18 protein-coding genes are annotated in these 17,190 nt (G+C 50.1%); 10 read left to right on the top strand and 8 right to left on the bottom strand.

Annotated elements, in window-relative coordinates; translation table 11 throughout:
• Window positions 1–39: 39 nt before the first annotated feature.
• The 3 genes from ppk2 to J0A65_RS08765 all read left to right on the top strand — a co-directional run bounded on the left by ppk2 (window position 40) and on the right by J0A65_RS08765 (window position 2,415).
• Window positions 40–807 carry a polyphosphate kinase 2 gene (gene ppk2 / locus J0A65_RS08755; RefSeq protein ID WP_206593786.1) on the top strand — a complete coding sequence of 256 codons (768 nt, stop codon included), beginning with the start codon at window positions 40–42 and terminating at the stop codon, window positions 805–807.
• A gap of 52 nt (window positions 808–859) precedes the next feature.
• The gene (locus J0A65_RS08760; protein ID WP_206593787.1) at window positions 860–1,264 is read left to right on the top strand and encodes a GFA family protein; all 405 of its coding nucleotides are present in this window, start codon (window positions 860–862) and stop codon (window positions 1,262–1,264) included.
• Window positions 1,265–1,956: 692 nt separating this feature from the next.
• Complete coding sequence (locus J0A65_RS08765) at window positions 1,957–2,415, top strand: GreA/GreB family elongation factor (RefSeq protein WP_206593788.1); 459 nt, start codon at window positions 1,957–1,959, stop codon at window positions 2,413–2,415.
• Window positions 2,416–2,618: 203 nt separating this feature from the next.
• On the opposite strand, the gene J0A65_RS08770 is transcribed toward J0A65_RS08765, so the two are convergent.
• The 4 genes from J0A65_RS08770 to J0A65_RS08785 are packed head-to-tail and all read right to left on the bottom strand — an operon-like array spanning window position 2,619 to window position 4,660.
• Complete coding sequence (locus J0A65_RS08770; protein WP_206593789.1) at window positions 2,619–3,164, bottom strand: GNAT family N-acetyltransferase; 546 nt, start codon at window positions 3,162–3,164, stop codon at window positions 2,619–2,621.
• A gap of 1 nt (window position 3,165) precedes the next feature.
• A complete protein-coding gene (locus tag J0A65_RS08775; protein WP_332874317.1) occupies window positions 3,166–3,771 on the bottom strand; it encodes a DNA-3-methyladenine glycosylase I in 606 nt (201 codons plus the stop codon).
• Between the two features lie 9 nt (window positions 3,772–3,780).
• Window positions 3,781–4,068 (bottom strand): YciI family protein, encoded by a 288-nt coding sequence (locus J0A65_RS08780; RefSeq protein WP_206593790.1) that lies wholly within the window; start codon window positions 4,066–4,068, stop codon window positions 3,781–3,783.
• 13 nt (window positions 4,069–4,081) lie between these two features.
• The gene (locus J0A65_RS08785; protein ID WP_206593791.1) at window positions 4,082–4,660 is read right to left on the bottom strand and encodes a TetR/AcrR family transcriptional regulator; all 579 of its coding nucleotides are present in this window, start codon (window positions 4,658–4,660) and stop codon (window positions 4,082–4,084) included.
• Window positions 4,661–4,832: 172 nt separating this feature from the next.
• Between J0A65_RS08785 and J0A65_RS08790 the strand changes: the two genes are divergently transcribed.
• The gene (locus tag J0A65_RS08790; protein WP_206593792.1) at window positions 4,833–6,176 is read left to right on the top strand and encodes a hypothetical protein; all 1,344 of its coding nucleotides are present in this window, start codon (window positions 4,833–4,835) and stop codon (window positions 6,174–6,176) included.
• A gap of 201 nt (window positions 6,177–6,377) precedes the next feature.
• Here J0A65_RS08790 and J0A65_RS08795 read toward each other — a convergent pair whose 3' ends face one another.
• Window positions 6,378–7,619 (bottom strand): glycoside hydrolase family 18 protein, encoded by a 1,242-nt coding sequence (locus tag J0A65_RS08795; protein ID WP_206593793.1) that lies wholly within the window; start codon window positions 7,617–7,619, stop codon window positions 6,378–6,380.
• 311 nt (window positions 7,620–7,930) lie between these two features.
• On the opposite strand from J0A65_RS08795, the gene J0A65_RS08800 reads away from it, so the two are divergent.
• Entirely contained in the window at window positions 7,931–9,208 is a 1,278-nt protein-coding gene (locus J0A65_RS08800) for a DUF2157 domain-containing protein (RefSeq protein WP_206593794.1), read from the top strand.
• Entirely contained in the window at window positions 9,205–10,146 is a 942-nt protein-coding gene (locus tag J0A65_RS08805) for a GDYXXLXY domain-containing protein (RefSeq protein WP_206593795.1), read from the top strand. The genes J0A65_RS08800 and J0A65_RS08805 overlap by 4 nt, the downstream gene beginning before the upstream one ends.
• Window positions 10,147–10,291: 145 nt before the next feature.
• On the opposite strand, the gene J0A65_RS27815 is transcribed toward J0A65_RS08805, so the two are convergent.
• Both J0A65_RS27815 and J0A65_RS08815 read right to left on the bottom strand, forming a co-directional pair.
• The gene (locus tag J0A65_RS27815; protein WP_332874318.1) at window positions 10,292–10,573 is read right to left on the bottom strand and encodes a glutathione S-transferase family protein; all 282 of its coding nucleotides are present in this window, start codon (window positions 10,571–10,573) and stop codon (window positions 10,292–10,294) included.
• On the bottom strand, window positions 10,539–10,865 hold the full coding sequence (locus J0A65_RS08815) for an antibiotic biosynthesis monooxygenase family protein (RefSeq protein WP_206593796.1): 327 nt from the start codon (window positions 10,863–10,865) through the stop codon (window positions 10,539–10,541). Before J0A65_RS08815 ends, J0A65_RS27815 begins: the two co-directional genes overlap by 35 nt.
• Window positions 10,866–11,242: 377 nt before the next feature.
• Between J0A65_RS08815 and J0A65_RS08820 the strand changes: the two genes are divergently transcribed.
• Window positions 11,243–12,283 carry a hypothetical protein gene (locus J0A65_RS08820; RefSeq protein WP_206593797.1) on the top strand — a complete coding sequence of 347 codons (1,041 nt, stop codon included), beginning with the start codon at window positions 11,243–11,245 and terminating at the stop codon, window positions 12,281–12,283.
• Window positions 12,284–12,342: 59 nt separating this feature from the next.
• Here J0A65_RS08820 and J0A65_RS08825 read toward each other — a convergent pair whose 3' ends face one another.
• On the bottom strand, window positions 12,343–14,025 hold the full coding sequence (locus J0A65_RS08825; protein WP_206593798.1) for a carbon starvation CstA family protein: 1,683 nt from the start codon (window positions 14,023–14,025) through the stop codon (window positions 12,343–12,345).
• A gap of 171 nt (window positions 14,026–14,196) precedes the next feature.
• Here J0A65_RS08825 and xthA point away from each other — a divergent pair, with 171 nt between their 5' ends.
• From xthA to J0A65_RS08840, 3 genes are read left to right on the top strand one after another with little or no spacing between them, the layout of a single operon-like run.
• Entirely contained in the window at window positions 14,197–15,003 is an 807-nt protein-coding gene (gene xthA, locus J0A65_RS08830; RefSeq protein WP_206593799.1) for an exodeoxyribonuclease III, read from the top strand.
• A 6-nt stretch (window positions 15,004–15,009) separates the two neighbouring features.
• Window positions 15,010–15,666 carry an energy-coupling factor ABC transporter permease gene (locus J0A65_RS08835; protein ID WP_206593800.1) on the top strand — a complete coding sequence of 219 codons (657 nt, stop codon included), beginning with the start codon at window positions 15,010–15,012 and terminating at the stop codon, window positions 15,664–15,666.
• A 1-nt stretch (window position 15,667) separates the two neighbouring features.
• Window positions 15,668–16,984, top strand: a complete 1,317-nt coding sequence (locus J0A65_RS08840) for a hypothetical protein (RefSeq protein ID WP_206593801.1) — start codon at window positions 15,668–15,670, stop codon at window positions 16,982–16,984.
• Window positions 16,985–17,190 lie beyond the last annotated feature (206 nt).

Consider the following 17,190-nt stretch of genomic DNA (forward strand, 5'->3'; position numbering starts at 1 on the left):
TCACTCAACTACTGGTATAACAACCAAGAGGAGTGAAAAATGGATAAACAAGAATACAAGCAACAGCTAAAAACCCTGCAGGTAGAACTTATTCAGCTACAACAATGGGTAGCCAGCAGCGGCCAAAAACTGGTGGTGATTTTCGAAGGCCGGGATGCTGCGGGTAAAGGTGGCGCGATAAAAGCCATCAGTGAGCGGTTAAACCCTCGTATTGTAAGGATTGCGGCGCTAGGTAAGCCTTCGGATAAGGAGCGCCAGCAATGGTATTTTCAGCGTTATGTGGAGCAATTACCCGGCGCTGGCGAAATCGTGCTGTTCGACCGAAGCTGGTACAACCGAGCAGGTGTAGAGAAGGTCATGGGCTTTTGCAATGATGAAGAGCATCAGGAGTTCTTGCGCGCGTGCCCGGAGTTTGAACGTATGTTGATCCGCTCAGGTATTCGCCTGGTGAAATATTGGTTTAGTGTCTCTGCAGATGTGCAGGAGCAGCGTTTTCAGGAAAGACTGGATAATCCGTTAAAACGCTGGAAGTTTTCCGATATGGATCTGATTTCACGCAGCCGCTGGCGCGAATACAGCCAAGCCCGTAATGAGATGTTCAAACACACAGATACCGAGGACAGCCCTTGGTACATTATTGATGCAAACCACGATAAAAAGGCCAGACTGAATTGTATCAGCCATCTTTTATCTTTGGTGCCTTACCAGCAACTCCCCTTTCCCAAAGTGGAGCTGCCCGGCATGGAAGAACATCATAGGGATCTAGCTATCCCGGATAAAGTTAAACGCATTCCAGAGCCTTTTTAAATCATCAATAGGACGTTGGACTGACAAGCTGAAACCACATTGAGGTGCTGACATGCTTAATCAACAAGGCGGCTGCTTATGCGGCCAATTGCGTTACGCGCTTAACGGTCCTTTGCATGACGCCGGGTATTGTTATTGCCGACTATGCCAACGGGCAAGTGGCTCGCCGACATTGGCCTGGTTAACGGTAGCCGTTGACACCTTTAGTTATACAAAGGGTACACCCGGCATTTTTGCTTCAAGCCCTGCTTACCAAAGAGAGTTTTGCCCAACCTGCGGCACGCCTGTGGTATTTCGCAAACAACAGGCCGCCAAGACAGTGGATGTGACCTTGTGCTCTCTGGATAACCCTGACTCGGTAAAACCCCAATACCATATTTGGACCACCAGCCAGCCCGTCTGGCACCATATTGGCGATAATCTCCCGCAGTATTCAGACAATGGACCGGATCAGTAACCTGGCTTGCATTCCTAGAATAAATACCGGCGCAGCACTTTGCGCCTAGATGAACAACAATATAGGGAGAGTGAGCAAGCGAGACAATCCGAACACAGACAGATAAAAAAACGTCCCAGCTGGCATTGCCAGGACGTTTTAATGAGTGCAAGGTTTCCAACCCGTTATTTAAAAAAGTCTCACCTGCCAGGATGATATCAAGCGCCCTGCGTCAACACGATTAGCCTAGGTATTGACTTCCTACACCTCCTACAGCCAGGCAAAGAAACGGCGCTATCACCAGGGCGACGCAGTTAAGGTACCGCCAAAACAGGTTCATACCGCCATAACGGGCGCTGAAGGGGTAAGCCTGATTATTTTTCGCTTACACCAATAAGGTCAACCCGAGCGAGTAGTAGTTGAGGAAGACACGTAAGAACAACCACCTTGTTTTCATTTTAAAAAAGGCAGTTGTCGAGGATATTCAGTGGTTGGTCTAATACACCAGTATCTTCGCGCTATTTCTGATAAATCTATACCGGATTTCACCAGCCTTTGGATTATTTTCCAGGAGAAGCTAAACCGGTGAAAATTGGAGTTATCATGTTCAGGCACCTCTCAAATTATCAATCCCCCTTTCCGGCTTAAGCCGGGGAGTCTTTTTACGCTTCCCGGCAATAAAAAATCGTTGTTATTTTTTATGGGGAAGTTCGATGAAAGCATGTTTTCTTGGGCTATTTAATTATGTAGCCAGTCGTATTCAATACTTTTTTATTTATAGTCCGTCTATTTTCATTCTTTCACCTGTCGAACTGCTGGCAGCCTTAGAGCGAGTTGCGTGTCAGCGCTGCCCTGAACATTCAGCCACTGTTGCTGTGGGTGACAGAGTTCTGGTATGGGACTTACAGAATAAAGTCCTGCTGAAACTAACCCTGATAGCCAGTCAACACTCCAACCCTAAGCAAGGACTGCTGTCCGTATGTTCCGGACTAGGCATGGCTTTGCTTGGTAAACACCCAGGCAGCTATTGCAAGGTATCGGTCCTACATAAAGAACACCATTTTCGTTTGCTAAGCATCTTAAATTTTCAGGATGAAAAACCTCTAACAAACAATGGAGAAAAACGCTTTGAAGATTCAATTATGCCGCCAAGAAATTTGCCCCAGCATTAACTTATGCTGAGTTTATTTTACTAAAGTCAGCGGCATCTTTAGTTAGCCACACTTTATTCGGAGAATATCTGGTTATGTCTAAAGAAAAAGACAAGAAAAAACCCACTAAATCGATAAAAGAAAAACGCCGGGATAAAAAGGAAAAGCGCTTAAATAACGGCTAATTCTGATAATTTTTCCTTGTGAAAACAAAAAGGGGCCGGCTACCGGCTCCTTTTTTCCTGCAACTCTATATCCTGTGGAATAATGGCATAGCAGTTAGCGTCCCGCGGCTGTCCAAAATGAAACAGACGATTACGCTGCACCGCCTCAAGCTGGCCGCCTAAAGCACTGGCCACCCTATTGCTGGCAACATTATCCAGCAATACGTGCACCTCGATACGCGCCAGCCCTAACTGCGTAAAACCATAGTTAAGAGCCAGGTGCGCGGCCTGCTTGGCAATGCCCTTGCCTAACATGTCGCTACGTACCCAATAGCCTAGGCAGCCCACCTTATGCTGCTCGGTGACTTGGTTGAGTCCCACGCCACCCAATAACCGACCAGCGACGGCATCAACAATCACAAAGCGATAATCGCTGCCTTGCTGCCAGACTCTGGCCGCCCCTTGCACCCAGGATCTGGCATCCTCCAGAGAATACGCTTCGCTGCACCAAGGCAACCACGCCGACAAATGCGCGATAGATGAACGCACCGCTTCGAACAAGGGCTCCACATCATCTGTTTGGTAAGGTCTAATGGTGATTTTCATGTTAGGGCTTATTAAAAGTTTGCCTGGCCTGCGCCACTTTTTGTCGGGTTACGCAGTCAGCCGCATGATCATTGACCAGCCCCATGGCCTGCATAAAAGCATACACAGTGGTCGGCCCGACAAATTTCCAGCCCTGCTTTTTTAAGGCTTTGGATAAGGCTTCTGACTGGCTACTGGTAGAACGCATTTGCAGCTGTTCAGTATCCGGCTCTATTTCTTCAAAACGCCAGAAATAACTGGCTAACGAGCCTTCTCGCTCTATTAGCTCAATGGCTCGTTTGGCATTATTGATTACTGCCTCAATCTTACCGCGATGACGGATAATGCCCGCATCCTGCAACAGCCGCTGAATATCCTGCTCGTCAAAACCGGCCACCTGATGAAAATCAAAGCCCTTGAAAGCGCCCCGAAAATTTTCTCTCTTGTTCAAGATAGTGCGCCAGCTCAGGCCCGACTGAAAAGACTCCAGACACAGCTTTTCAAACAAACGGATATCGTCTTCTACCGGAAAACCCCATTCGTTGTCATGGTAAGGCAAGAACTCAGGTGCGCCGCCACACCAATTGCAACGGGGCTGACCATCCATAGGCTCGATATAGGTACTCACACGCACTCCTTAATTAAGTAAAAAGGCCAGACGCTGATTGGCTTGGTTGGGTGCCACTTCGATAATTTCGCTGCTAACCACCTGATGCTGCACAAAAGGATCTTCTGCCACTCGCTGTTGCAAGGCTTCCAGGCTGGTATTGTGGGCAAGCAACATGCCTCCCTGGGCAGGCTTAAGACTGCCCACCAGTATAAAAACGCCATCTTCCAGCCCGGCGCATATCCAATCCTTATGAGCCTGCATAAATTGCCCTGCATCGGCGCGGTTCTTGGCAAATTTTAATAACACAATAAACATCAACACTCCTTGATTAACTCTGTAGCGACTGAATCTGCAGATCAAGCCACTGATTCAGCAGCTCGACCTCCTGTTCAATAAAACTCATATCATTAAAAGCATTGGCAAGGGTCGCAATGCCCTGGCTGCGGGCCAGCAGATGCATGGCCAGGGTATCGGCTTGCTGTGGGGTAAATTCCATGGCCATAAGCTGTTCACCTAACCATTGGCGAAACAGACTGAACAAGCCATTGGCACGGTCCAGGGCCTGATGATTCAGTTTGGCCAATTCAGTGCTGAGCGTGCCTATGGGGCAACCAAATTTTAAGATCTTGCTACTATTGGCGATCAGAATCTGGATAAAACAGCCGATTCTGGCTCGCGGCGAATCCCCCTGTAGCTGCCAGCTGTCCAGCATTGCCTGGGTATTCGCCAACCGTCGGGCTATAACCGCCTCGAGGATCTCGTCCTTAGACTTAAAGTGATAGTAGAAATTGCCACGGGAAATCTGCACCGCCTCGGCAATGTTGGCAAAAGAAGTGAACTCGAAACCTTGTTGGTAAAAAAGTCGGTCTGCTTCGGCCACTATTTGCTCACGTTTGGATAGCAACATGACTCCCTCTAGGACATTTGACCTAGAAATTAGGACAACTGCCCTAGACTTGCAAGAAAAAACCTAATCGCTGTTTATCTGTTTGATACAGTCGACACATCTACTTGCAATTCAAGCCAATGGAAAAACCAGTTACCTAGGGCAAAATGCCAAAAACATTCAGGAAATAGACATGCTTAATTTTCGTCTATCGCACTTAATCACTTGGCGCTGGATACTTGGCATATGCCTTTTTAGCGCGATAACTCAGGCCCGCCAAGAAGCCGATGTGGCGATTCAAATAGAGAAGTCGCTGCCCAATTCCTGGATCCTGACCTACCAAACCACGCGTCCAGCCTCACGCCTGGCCTTTGTGCGCAATCCCGATGCATCGCGCACCCAACGTTGGCAGCCGCTACAAAGTGATTTTGAGATCATCTACGAACAAGATGAAGAGTTTATTAAACGCAAGGATAACAGCCCGTTTACCCAGGTGAGTTTGAGGCTAACCCCTACCTATAAGCACCTGAGTAAGGATTATGCGCCTTTTTCCCCCTATTCTGATGGCGGAAATCTTATTTATACGGGTAGGTTATTTGCCTGTATTGAGCGTTGCACCAGTGATATCAACGGCTGGTCAATCAGCCTGACCATCCCCCCAAATGAGCACATGCTGCTGGCTGGACAAGTCATCAGTGGCGAGGCACATTGGCAGGATTACGACGATGGCCGAAATGTCTATGTTGGCAACCAGATGCCGATCATCACATCGCACGTCATTGCCCAAGTAGATTCAGGCTTACCGCCTCAACTACAAGGCACCTTAGCCGGCGACATACCGGCCTTTATGGACTTTTTTGCGGCTAAACTGGGTAAACTCATGGGAGAAAAGCCCATGCTGTTTGCATCCTATGCCAAAGTTAAGGATGGCAGCGCCCAAGGCGGTACCTTACCTAACCAAATATTTATGCACTGGAATCGTGATGATCTAAGCGCGCAGGATGCCACCCCTGAGTTTCAGAACAATACCTTGTGGTTTTTCGCCCATGAAGTGGCGCATTTATACCAGCATGGCTCGCAAGAGCAGGTGTATGCAGATGCCGAAGCCTCCTGGTTGCATGAAGGCCATGCTGATTATCTGGCGTCTCAGGCTCTGCTGGCGCAGCATCCACAACTCGCAGATTATGTCAGCGAGCGCTTTGCCAAGGCCAGGACCTCCTGTCAGAAAGGTCTGGCCCAGATAGGACTGCATGACGCTGCTGAGCAGGGACAATTTCACTTGTACTACAGTTGTGGCATGTTGATTCATCAAGCCATTGACCGAGCATGGCAGAACAACAGCGCGGATAAATTGACGACTTTCGATTTATGGCAAGATTATCGGAAACGGGTCGGTCAAGGTCAAAAAGCCGGCGCTGTCACCTTTTGGCAAGTAGCTAAGCAATATCTGCCCGCCCCCTTATATAATCAATTATTAGGGCTTACCGAGCAAAAGCTGGATGACCCCAAAGCTACCCTGAAGATGCTGACAGAATAAAAACCTGTAAGCCCCCAGGGCAGGAAACCGCCACTGCACAAGTTACCAGGTGGCGTTATCCTTGGGGGGGATATCCTTACTCAACCAGACGTCAATCCTAGCTAATTTATGTTAGACAGCAGATATTCCAACACTAGCGGAAGGATTTTTAACAAATCATAACAATATCAAGGATGATCAGCGCGCTAACTCTTGGCTCATTCACTCTGCTCTCAGTCCGGAAACAATGGCATCCAGCAACTCTCCTTGTTCAGTATCACCGCTAAGTTGCCAGAAAAACGCACCGCCTAAGCCATTTTGTTTCACGTAGTCCATTTTACCCAAAATGGTTTGTGGCGTGTCATAGCTCCACCACTCCCCATTACATAAGCCATAGGCAGTGCCACCCAAAATCCCCGTAGCGGGACAATGTGTTTTCAGCACATGATAGGCGTTACCACCCGGCTCCTTCGCGCCTTGAGCAGGCCCTGTCGCGGTTGCTAACGCTTCTGTTTGCTCAATACCTGCCCAGCCGCGACCGTAAAAGCCGATACCCAGCAAAATTTTATCTGCCGGAATACCTTGGGCTAGCATGTAAGCAATAGAATCATCAGCGTTGTTTTTCTCATGAGTGGTGCCTTTGGCAACATCAACCGGGTACAAAGGGGAATGGGGATAGGTTGGCCCTTGCGGCGACCAGGCACCAGCGTAGTCGTAAGTCATGGGCATAAAGAAATCGAGATAAGGCGCAGCCTTAGCATAGTCCGCAGCGCTTAGGATAGATAGCGGCGCCCCAATGGCCGAGGTAACTAAGCTGTCGCGACCAAACCTGTCCCGTACCGCTTTGATAAGGGTGTAATAGCCATCTGGGCCACTTTTATCACATTCAACGCCACAGGCATTGGGGTATTCCCAATCAATGTCTATTCCATCAAACAAGCCCGCCCAGCGTGGGTCATTAAGCAGCGCATGGCATGAATCGGCGAATCGCTCAACATCCTTAGCGGCCTCGATGAAACCGACCGAACCTGTCCATCCACCAATAGACCACAGCAGCTTCACATCTGGATACATGGCTTTGAACTTAATCAACTGGCCAATAACGCCTTTAACCTTGGCATCCTCGCTATCAGCCACACCATCCACGCTGTCTTGTGCACTATAGTGATGTTCAATGCTGGCAGGTATCTCATCCAGCACACATTGACCTTCGGCTAGCCCACCAAAGGCGAGCAAGATATGAGTAAGCTGCTCGGCTGCGCCACGGGTCACAATGTCCTTAACCCGATAGCCCCGTTCAGGCTCCCAAAGTGGAAAGTAGCCGACAACCTTTTGCTCGGCTTTGGCCGATGTTGATAATAATGCAGACGAGTCCTTGTCAGCGGCAAACAGAGCAGATTCACTGCACCAGGCTAGTAACACAGCACAAAATAGAACGCTTAGTATCCTGTTAGTCACACGCATATTGTCCCTCAATCAAATGTTAATAAGTAACCAAAATAAATTAGTTTAATGTTAAATAGCAAGGGCGTGTTGGCTAAAAATCCTCTTACACCAATCAGATACCTCTTGATTGTGATAACCTGCACCGGTTTTAAGAACAAGTCTAAACAGGAACAATAAGTCAGCCAGGGTTCATTCTGGGCTGCCACCATGACGTCAGGGAAGACAAAGCCGACACTAGACAGGCCAAAACCTGGGTAACAGTATCGGCTTGGCAGCAAGCCAGCCAAGCTGGAATGCCCCTATGCCCTGAAGCAAAAGGATTGAGGACAATGAAGAATGCTTATATCCGTTGGCTGCGTGAGCAAACACTGCAATGGCACACCAGCGGCATCATCTCAGAACAGCAACAACAGGCCATACTGGCTCTTTATCCTGAACCACCCAACAGCAATTGGGGCCAGTGGCTTATCAATGCCTTTGCCGGCGTTATCCTTGGCCTGGGGGTTATTCTGTTTTTTGCTTACAACTGGCAGGATATGCATCGTTACCTCAAGTTACTGGTAATAGCCGCAGCCTGCATTGGTGTAGCCACCCTCACCTGGACTTTACAACGAAAAAATCCGCCCCCGCCCTTGGCCAACGGCATGGGACTACTCTGGAGTATGCTGTTTGGCGCGGCTATCTGGCTGGTGTCGCAGATTTACCATATTGATGAACATTACCCGAACTTCTTCATGTTGTGGGGGCTGTCAGCGTTAGCCCTGGCTATTATCCTGAATAACTGGATGCACAGCTTGTTGGCGCTGATATTGTTAAGCGTTTGGGCAGGTGCTGAAGTTTGGGAATTTAATGCCACCTTGCACCCCGCACAGGCAGCCCTATTGGGGCTTTACGTGTTTTGCTGGCGCTTTCAACCAGCCTGGCTGCTGTTACTTAGCGCATACGTCAACCTGTTGATGCTGCTGTCCGGCCTTTATAATGCCAGTGGCGAGTACCCCGAACTTATGGTGCTGGCCGCCTGCAGCCTAGTGATTAGCCTGGGCTATGCCAGAGGCACTTCAACCAGCCAATACCAATTGCGGCTGGGTTTGCTATATCCAGCTTACACTGTGGTGTTGTTGTGGCTGCTGGCCTTTGGTTTTGACGCCAAGCAACCAGGTTGGAGCCCAGGGGAAACCCCGGCACATTGGCTTGGCCTGCTCACCATAGCCGCCATCGTTTTGGCCTTCGTCACTTTGTTTATGCTGCGAAATCAGAAAGACAACAGCACCTTGGAGAAAAGCTGGCATCTGGTTTTGCTAGCCATAAGCAATGCCCTGGCTCTGAGCCTGGCCTACTTCCCTGAGTGGCTATCCGGCCAGATACTGGATCTGCTGTTCAGTCTGATCCTTGCCACACACTCGATATTGTTTATTCGTCAGGGCAATCGCCAGCAACGCGGCCTGATGGTTGGCTTCTTTGCCCTGCTGCTGGCCATTGTGGTTTTTGCCCGCTTTATGGATCTGTTTGATAGCCTGCTACTGCGTTCCCTGGCCTTTGTTGCAGTGGGGCTGGGGCTGTTCTTGGTGGGTTGGTACTATCAAAGAAACAAGGATGTAAAGGCATGAAAAAAGCACATATTTGGCTGCCGGTGGTACTAGTCGCGCAGCTACTGATACTGGGTGCCATTGTCGGTAAACGTGAACGTATTATGGCAAACGGTGACGTGGTTTATCTGAAAACCATGCCGGTGGACCCCAGGGATATTTTTCGTGGCGACTACGTGGTGTTGGATTATGAACTAGTGCACCAGGCAAAGGGAGTGATACAGAACAACAACATCAGCACCGACAACCCCTATCTCAGGCTGCAGCCCAACAAGCGTGGTGTGGCCCAACTGGTTTCGGTGGATAGCAATAAGCCACAAGAAGGGCTGTTTATTCGAGGATTTTCAAATACGGTTAATTACAGTGAAATACCGCAATTACGGCTGGGCATTGAAAAGTACTTTGTCGAACAGGGCGCGGGAAAAGAACTGGAAGCGCTCCGCGGTCAGGCACAGTCCTGGCAAACACCGCTGGAGGTGCAGGTGGCGCTGGGTGAAGACGGTACACCGGTGATCACCGGCCATCGCTTTAGTCCGATTCGTACCCGCACACGCTTTGCCGACTTGGAAGATACGCTGCCACAGCGGGATAGGTCGCCCCAACATCTTGAATTCAGCATTGAAAACAACAACCTAGCCACGCTTTCAGTTTTTGACAATAAAATACACTGTGGGTTTACGTTGGTGCACGCCGAGACATTGAGACCGGTGTCATTGAACCGGGATTGCAGCGAAGCGGCGCTGGAGAGAACCGAACTATCAGCCGGGGCGACCTATCAGGTCACTATCGACCTCTCGCAACCTCAATGGCAGGTTAAAGGTCAATCTGATCCCTTATCACTAGCGGGTGTAGACGGTGCCTGGCAGGGATTCCGTTTGCTCTATCGTGACCAAAGTGGTGCAGACGACGGCGAACAAATTATATCGGCTCGCTTTTTCAGACGAGGCGGCATCGACTGATGCCGCCTTATCCACCTGTTCCTGTTTAGCGGCCACGTGAGTGGCCACCGGCATGCCCGAGCGTGGCAAAAAGTCACAGCTTTGTCAGGAGGCGCGCAAATCAGCCAGCCACACCCCGGCTTGTCTGGCTTCCTGTTCATGCACTTCATCTCGCCAGGGGAGCATAAAACGCATCCACCGCACTAAACTGCTCACCGGCTAAAAATGGCCCGCCGTACGCGTGCAAGCCCTGCTGCCAAAGACCGTCGATACGCTGAAACGCATGTGATGCGGTCTGTCCGCCAAATGGCACCAGCACTTCCTCAAATGGAATATCCAGTGTCGACATCAGTAGCCATGGGCGTAATGACCAGGACGAGTAATTTTTATTGGCAATATACAACTGCAACGCATTAGCCCCCGATAACCTGATAGTTACCGATGTCACCTTCTATTCCCAGCCTTTGCATGGTCTCCTGAGCACTAAATCCCATGGCTTGATGGGCTTCCATCACCACCGCCTTGGCGGCATCGATGGCGGCCTGGCTTTGCCACTGGGCAATAGTCACTATGTTGTAACGGCCCGGACCGGCCACTTGTTCCAGCAGTTGGTCCTGAATAAAGCCCGGCTGCTTGCGTAAAATCTCGTGGGTTGCCAACACCCGCTGCAGAAACTCCTGCTTCGAGGCCTGAGGCACAATAAATTTATCGACACGAAACACAGACTGATTATCCGACATCACATTGTTCCCTTATTGAAAGGTTGTTATTGCAAGTTTTGAACGGCTTTTAATGCTTTATCTTTCAGCTAATTTTCAGGAAAACCTCAAACTACGTGAAGTAGCCAGTATTTACCAGTTACGTCACAAACCCTGTCTCTGCTCACCCATCACGTCTATTGGCTTTCAAGGTGATTATGAGAAGTTATCGGAGTAATTCACTCAACAACTCAACTACTCGTCGCGCCTTCAGCTATAGTTAGCAAGTCAGCCATCAGGCTTGACATAACCGAAATGGATGTTGGTTTTATGGCCGTCATCATCCGTTTTCCAGCAAAGTTATCTGTCCCGACAACGTTTCGGAACAGCTCAGACGCAGAAAACAGGAGAAGGCAGGTATGAGCAAATACGAGGGAGATATCATTGATCTGCTTGCGCAAAAGCATGCCCAGGCTATCTACCCCATCCCCGAATTACTACCCAATCAACGGGGGCCAAGTTGCGGATTTTACGCCCTGGGTTATGTACTGAATTATTGGCATAGCCGCTTCGAAGAGTTTGGCGGGGACTACCTTGTACAACCCCCTCTTCCACCGCGCGGCAATATGGACGGACCAAAGCAAACTCCCAGCTCTAACACTGAGAGGCAGCAGAGAAATCAACTGGCAGCCAAAGGCCAATTTAAATCCCTAAGGCAATACGGTAAATACCATGGATTAACAGTGTTAGGCTCGGTATTTAATGCCATGGATTTGGTCCGCGTAGCTAAAGGCCAAAACTCGCAGTATGCGGGTCAGTTTGATGGTAATGTCGTAGATGTTAGCGTCGAGAATTTCACTACACTGGTGAAGCGATTGCTTGAATGGGAATGCCCGATTATCGTGCCCTATGACGTTTCGGTGGATGACGTAACTGAGGGCGAACCCACCCAGAAAACAGGAGAAGCCGCTCACTGGATTGCCATTATTGGTTACTATCGTGAAGGCCAGGATGACTACGCAATCTATTACAACTGGGGAGGATTCTACACAGCAAAGCTTCAGGACTTTGCGGTGTCCAATGCGCAGCTAACCAGCAATCGCCACCTCACCTTCGCCAAATACCGAATAGTGGATCAACATCAAAACGTTTACATCAGCGATTATGCACGTCGTTCTGCCATGCAGAGAACTGTGCGCAGCTGGCAGCGAGAAGAAATGGAGGAAGGAGGCGATCTACAATTCAAGCTGGAGCGGGATATCACTAAGCATACACGCCTGCATAATCCTGAATTCAATGATCCCACCGAAAATGGCAGGGCGCCGGAAGGCCGCGCTGATCAGCTAGATGGCCGAGACCGAATGATAATAGGCGGTTTACGTGGCAAGGTGGTGGTGGTGTATCGAAGCGAGGATGCGCAGACAATCAGAGGCACACTGCAGGGATATCACTACAATTAGGTCAGCATCAGGGGAAGGTGAGCCATCTCACCTTCCCGTAGGCCAGCATTTAAAACAGGTTATTCCTGGGATGTCGCCGCCTCACTGGCTTTGTGTTTAACAATCACCGACCAGGCTTCCAACATTACCAATACGCTAACGATTAGTACGATCAAATCCAGCCCTACCAGTAGCCAGTTACCTTGCTGGTAGTATTCGCCGAGCTTAATTACTCCGGCGAAAAACGCCATTACCAGCACAAAGCTCATGGGAATAAGGGTATAAATCGCGGGACGACCGGCCTTGATCAGCATCACCGAAATCACCAGCAGTGTCAGGCTGGCCAGGATCTGATTGGTTGAACCAAACAACGGCCAGATAATCATGCCGCCGCTGCCAGAAGAACCACCAGCACCAAAAGCCAGCAGCAAACAGCAGGCTACCGCCAGCAAGGTGGCAACGATGCCGTTTCTGAGTGCCTTTACCTGATAAATCTCACCCCACTCCTGAATAATATAACGCTGCAGGCGTACACCTGAGTCCATGGTCGTGCCAGCAAACAGCACCACCATCACCGCCAGTAAGGTGGAGGAAATTTCCACGGACAGGCCCCAACCACTTTGAATAAGATTGGCACCGCCGGTAATAAAGGCATTCACGCTACCGGCGCCCAAATGGCTGTATACCTCGTGCCATTCCTCGGGTGACGCGGCCAGCATCACTCCGCTTACTGCCACTAGCGTAATCAGGGCCAGGCAACCTTCACCAACCGCCCCCAGATAGCCCACAAAGCGGCCATCGGTTTCTTTATCCAGCTGTTTGGAACTGGTACCGGATGACACTATGCCGTGAAAGCCCGATACCGCCCCGCAGGCTATAGTGACAAACAGCAGGGGTATAATACTGGGCGTATCCACCGCCACCTGGGTATTAAAGGCCGGTGCGGTGATGTCGGGCATGGACACAAACACCGCGCCATACAACAGCACTAAGCCCACCAACAGTTGCATACCATTGATAAAATCTCGCGGCTGCAACAGCATCCACACCGGCAATAAGGAAGCAATGGCCGCATAAACAAACAGGATAATGATCCAGTTGGCTTTATCACTCAGACCAAACATCTCGGCAGGCAGCGCCAGGGGCATGTCACTGCCCACCACAATGCTGTAATAAAGTATCCCGACCCCGACCAGACAAAGCGGAATCAACGGCACCTTGCGTTTTAGCAACTGGCCGATAACCAGGGCCACCACAATAGCGGCCCAGGCAGGAAATACCGAGTTAGGTTGTGAAACAAAGGAATTGGCAATTACCACCCCAAACACCGCATTCACCATCAGCAAGACCAGAAACACCACCACCATAAACAGCGAGCGGGTGCGCTTGCCAATCACGGATTCAGACAAGGCTCCCATGGACTTACCCTTGTTACGGGCACTGGCCCACAGCGCACCCATGTCATGTACGCCGGCAAAAAAGATAGTACCCAGCACCACCCATAGCACGGCGGGCACCCAGCCCCAGTAAACCGCGATGGCTGGACCGACAATGGGGGCGGCCCCGGCTACCGAGGTAAAATGGTGGCCCCAAAGCACCACCTTATTGGTTGGCACATAATCCACGCCATCCTGCAATTCATGGGCAGGGGTGATAAATCTGTCGTCCATGGCAAAGATTTTCTCAGCAATGAACTTGGAATAAACCAGCCAGCCGAACAACATGCCGACCAAGCCGAGTAACACGATAGTGACGGATTGCATAACAACATTCCTGTGAAAGCCTGAATTAACCATATCAGGTTAAGCAAAAATGTCTCTGCTGCTTTGGTCATACCTGCTGAACGCTCAAGAGCTGATTCAACGGCTTTTCGGGGTGACTGGCGCCGACGGGATTTGCTAACATAGGCCCATCCTTTTCCAAGTGACCACGCCATGAAATTTATCTCTTTTAATATCAATGGACTACGCGCAAGACTTCATCAGCTTCAGGCATTAATCGACAAACATCAGCCGGATGTTATCGGTTTGCAGGAAACCAAAGTACATGACGATATGTTTCCCCGCGAGGAAGTTGAAGCCATGGGCTACCACGTAAACTTCTTCGGCCAGAAAGGTCATTATGGTGTGGCGCTGCTCAGCAAGCAGCAACCACTGGCAGTACAATACGGTTTTCCCGGTGATGATCCCGAAGCTCAGCGTCGCATGATTATGGCCACTTATCAGATGGAAGATGGCGCTCAGGTACGGGTGTTAAATGGCTATTTTCCACAGGGAGAAAGTCAGGATCACGAAACCAAGTACCCGGCCAAGCGCAAATTTTATGCTGACCTGCAAGACTACCTGACTAACAATCACAGCCCCGAGGAACGACTCATTGTGATGGGCGATGTAAATATCTCGCATCAGGATCAGGATATCGGCATTGGCGAGCCCAATCGTCTGCGCTGGCTGAAAACCGGTAAGTGCAGCTTCCTGCCTGAAGAGCGGGAATGGCTAAACCGACTGTTAAGTTGGGGACTGACCGACAGTTTTCGCAGTCTGCACCCGGAAGTTGTGGACCAATACAGCTGGTTTGATTACCGCTCCAAAGGCTTTGATGACAATCGCGGTCTGCGTATTGACCTGATTCTGGCCACGCCCAGTTTGCACACACAATTGGTTGAAGCGGGTATTGACTACGAATTGCGCGGTATCGACAAGCCATCTGACCATGCGCCCATTTGGGCTGTGTATCGGTAACATCAAGTGTTAGAAAATCTGACCGCACTGCAAAGCCTGGCCTGGGTGGCTTACCTGGGCCTGATGTTAAGCCTGTTTAAAAATGCCCCGCTTCGCCAGTTGTTGCATGACAAGCATAGTCAGCACCTGATCTTTGGTTCGGCAGCCTGTTTGTTTGTGCTGTGGCTGTTTCGCGCCGGTATCTATGACGGATTAAGCGTGCACTTTTTGTGGTTGTCGGCCCTCACCCTAGTGCTCGGCCTCAGACGCGCCCTGCTCAGCAGTTTTTTAGCCTTGGCCGGTATCACCTTAGTGGGTAAAGAAAGCTGGAGCATGTTCGGGGTTAACGGCCTACTGGGCATTAGCCTGCCGTTGGCACTGGCGTACCTCATATATAACCTGTCGTTTCACAAGCTACCACGACACGTCTTTATCTATATATTTCTGTGCGCCTTTATTCCCGGCGCAATGCTTATCACCTTAAAGATGTTTCTGATGGGCGGTTACTTCGTTCTGGACGGCATTCATAGCTGGGACGTAGTCGTAGATAACTACCTGTTGCTGATCCCACTAATGCTGTTCCCAGAAGCCATGCTTAATGGTATGACTATTACCTTGCTTATCATTTATTGCCCTACCTGGGTCTACACCTTTTACGATAAATATTACATTAAGGATAAATGACATGTTGAAACGCCCGTTGTTGCTGTGTTCCAGCTTGCTTGCACTGAGCGCCTGCCAACCCTCACCGCAAACCACGCAGCAACCACAGGAGCAACAGACATCCCCCCTTCCCCGTCTGGAAGACCAAGTCTTTTATCAACAAAGCGTGGATGTTTTTCCTTATTTGCCGGCCGACTTGAGTGAGCCTTATATTGATTGCCCGCTTACTGTGCAAGCGCCTTCGGAACAATACCAAAGCGCGGCGCAAACCGACTACGCAACGCCGGGCTGGGAGCAACGCATAGCCGCTGATTGGCAGTTTTTTGGCAATGACAGTCAGAATGGCCGCCTACTGGTTATCGATCACAGACTGACAGAAAATGACCTGAGCTATCGATACCTGGCCAACGGCAACAGCCAAAACGAACTCTACGAGCCGTGGAGTTCTTCCAAGGTGATGGCATTTACGGGGGCGGTCAGTAAAGCCCGTCAATCCGGCGTTGGCGCAAACAGCCTGGCTGGCGACGTGCCTATAGCGGATTTGATCACCAGTATCCACACCTATTTCCCTTTTGGTATGGCCGATGGCAATTCCAATGCTATCGCCTCATATTTTATTAATGTCAGTGGCCGGGATTATCTGACCAGCCTATTCCACGATGCCTGGTTAAAGCTAAGTAATCCGAACATATTTATGCGCGGGGCCTATGGCAGTGTGTTGTTTGATCCCGGCAGCGATACTTGGCAGGACAGAAGCACCAAAAAATCCGTGAGCATGTCTCGCCTGACCGACAATCAGCAGGATCCTGGCTATTTGCCCTATCGCTGTGATAACTGTGGCCTGACGGGCAATAAACCCATGACGACTTTAGCCCAGGCTGAATGGCTAAAACGGTTGGCCAGTCATGTTGCCGAGCCAACAACACGTCATCCGGGCCTTGAAGAAGAAGACATCCGCACGCTGTTTTATGGGGTGGGACACTCTGATGTGACGCACCAATATGGCGGCATGTTGATGGGGATTTCAAACCTGCTGGCCGATGCCATTGCCAAGCAAATAGATGGCCCTGGTGACAGTAACAGCAAGCTCAATCAAATTAGCGACGGCAAATGGCGGATTTTTCAAAAGTTAGGCTCGGGTCCCAGTGAGACACGCAAACGTGCAGAGATGGTGATGCTGGCCCAGGTATGCCTACCCGACTACCAAGGCGGTCGCGCATTTACGCTGGCAGCACAAGCTGGGGTAGATGGCGACGAAGAATGGCAGGTTAACCAGGCGGCCATGAAATTGCAGGCCTTGCTGGACAACGGCATGGCTACCTTGCTCGCCCGACCTTAGCCCCTTTATTCAGGCAGAAGTGCGTTATCCCTTGGTTTCTTGGCGCGCCAGATTGTTAAACGCTACTAAGGTCAAGGGAATATCACGCCTAAGGGTATGAAATTGGCATTTCAGGTACCCGTCAAGTCACACGAAGTGGTTAGACTATTTTCGCACTTACTTTAAAATGAGGCCGCATTATGCCCCTGCGAACCGTGAAGCTTTAA

The organism is Bowmanella yangjiangensis (assembly GCF_017255015.1).
In the GTDB taxonomy this organism is placed as follows: domain Bacteria; phylum Pseudomonadota; class Gammaproteobacteria; order Enterobacterales; family Alteromonadaceae; genus Bowmanella; species Bowmanella yangjiangensis.

Coding starts and splice junctions, on each gene's coding strand:
- J0A65_RS08815 (WP_206593796.1), bottom strand. CDS start 10,865: ATGTCGGATAATCAGTCTGTGTTTCGTGTCGATAAATTTATTGTGCCT.
- xthA (WP_206593799.1), top strand. CDS start 14,197: ATGAAATTTATCTCTTTTAATATCAATGGACTACGCGCAAGACTTCAT.
- J0A65_RS08795 (WP_206593793.1), bottom strand. CDS start 7,619: ATGCGTGTGACTAACAGGATACTAAGCGTTCTATTTTGTGCTGTGTTA.
- J0A65_RS08780 (WP_206593790.1), bottom strand. CDS start 4,068: ATGTTTATTGTGTTATTAAAATTTGCCAAGAACCGCGCCGATGCAGGG.
- J0A65_RS08765 (WP_206593788.1), top strand. CDS start 1,957: ATGAAAGCATGTTTTCTTGGGCTATTTAATTATGTAGCCAGTCGTATT.
- J0A65_RS08805 (WP_206593795.1), top strand. CDS start 9,205: ATGAAAAAAGCACATATTTGGCTGCCGGTGGTACTAGTCGCGCAGCTA.
- J0A65_RS08825 (WP_206593798.1), bottom strand. CDS start 14,025: ATGCAATCCGTCACTATCGTGTTACTCGGCTTGGTCGGCATGTTGTTC.
- J0A65_RS08770 (WP_206593789.1), bottom strand. CDS start 3,164: ATGAAAATCACCATTAGACCTTACCAAACAGATGATGTGGAGCCCTTG.
- J0A65_RS08840 (WP_206593801.1), top strand. CDS start 15,668: ATGTTGAAACGCCCGTTGTTGCTGTGTTCCAGCTTGCTTGCACTGAGC.
- J0A65_RS08800 (WP_206593794.1), top strand. CDS start 7,931: ATGAAGAATGCTTATATCCGTTGGCTGCGTGAGCAAACACTGCAATGG.
- J0A65_RS08760 (WP_206593787.1), top strand. CDS start 860: ATGCTTAATCAACAAGGCGGCTGCTTATGCGGCCAATTGCGTTACGCG.
- ppk2 (WP_206593786.1), top strand. CDS start 40: ATGGATAAACAAGAATACAAGCAACAGCTAAAAACCCTGCAGGTAGAA.
- J0A65_RS08790 (WP_206593792.1), top strand. CDS start 4,833: ATGCTTAATTTTCGTCTATCGCACTTAATCACTTGGCGCTGGATACTT.
- J0A65_RS08785 (WP_206593791.1), bottom strand. CDS start 4,660: ATGTTGCTATCCAAACGTGAGCAAATAGTGGCCGAAGCAGACCGACTT.
- J0A65_RS08820 (WP_206593797.1), top strand. CDS start 11,243: ATGAGCAAATACGAGGGAGATATCATTGATCTGCTTGCGCAAAAGCAT.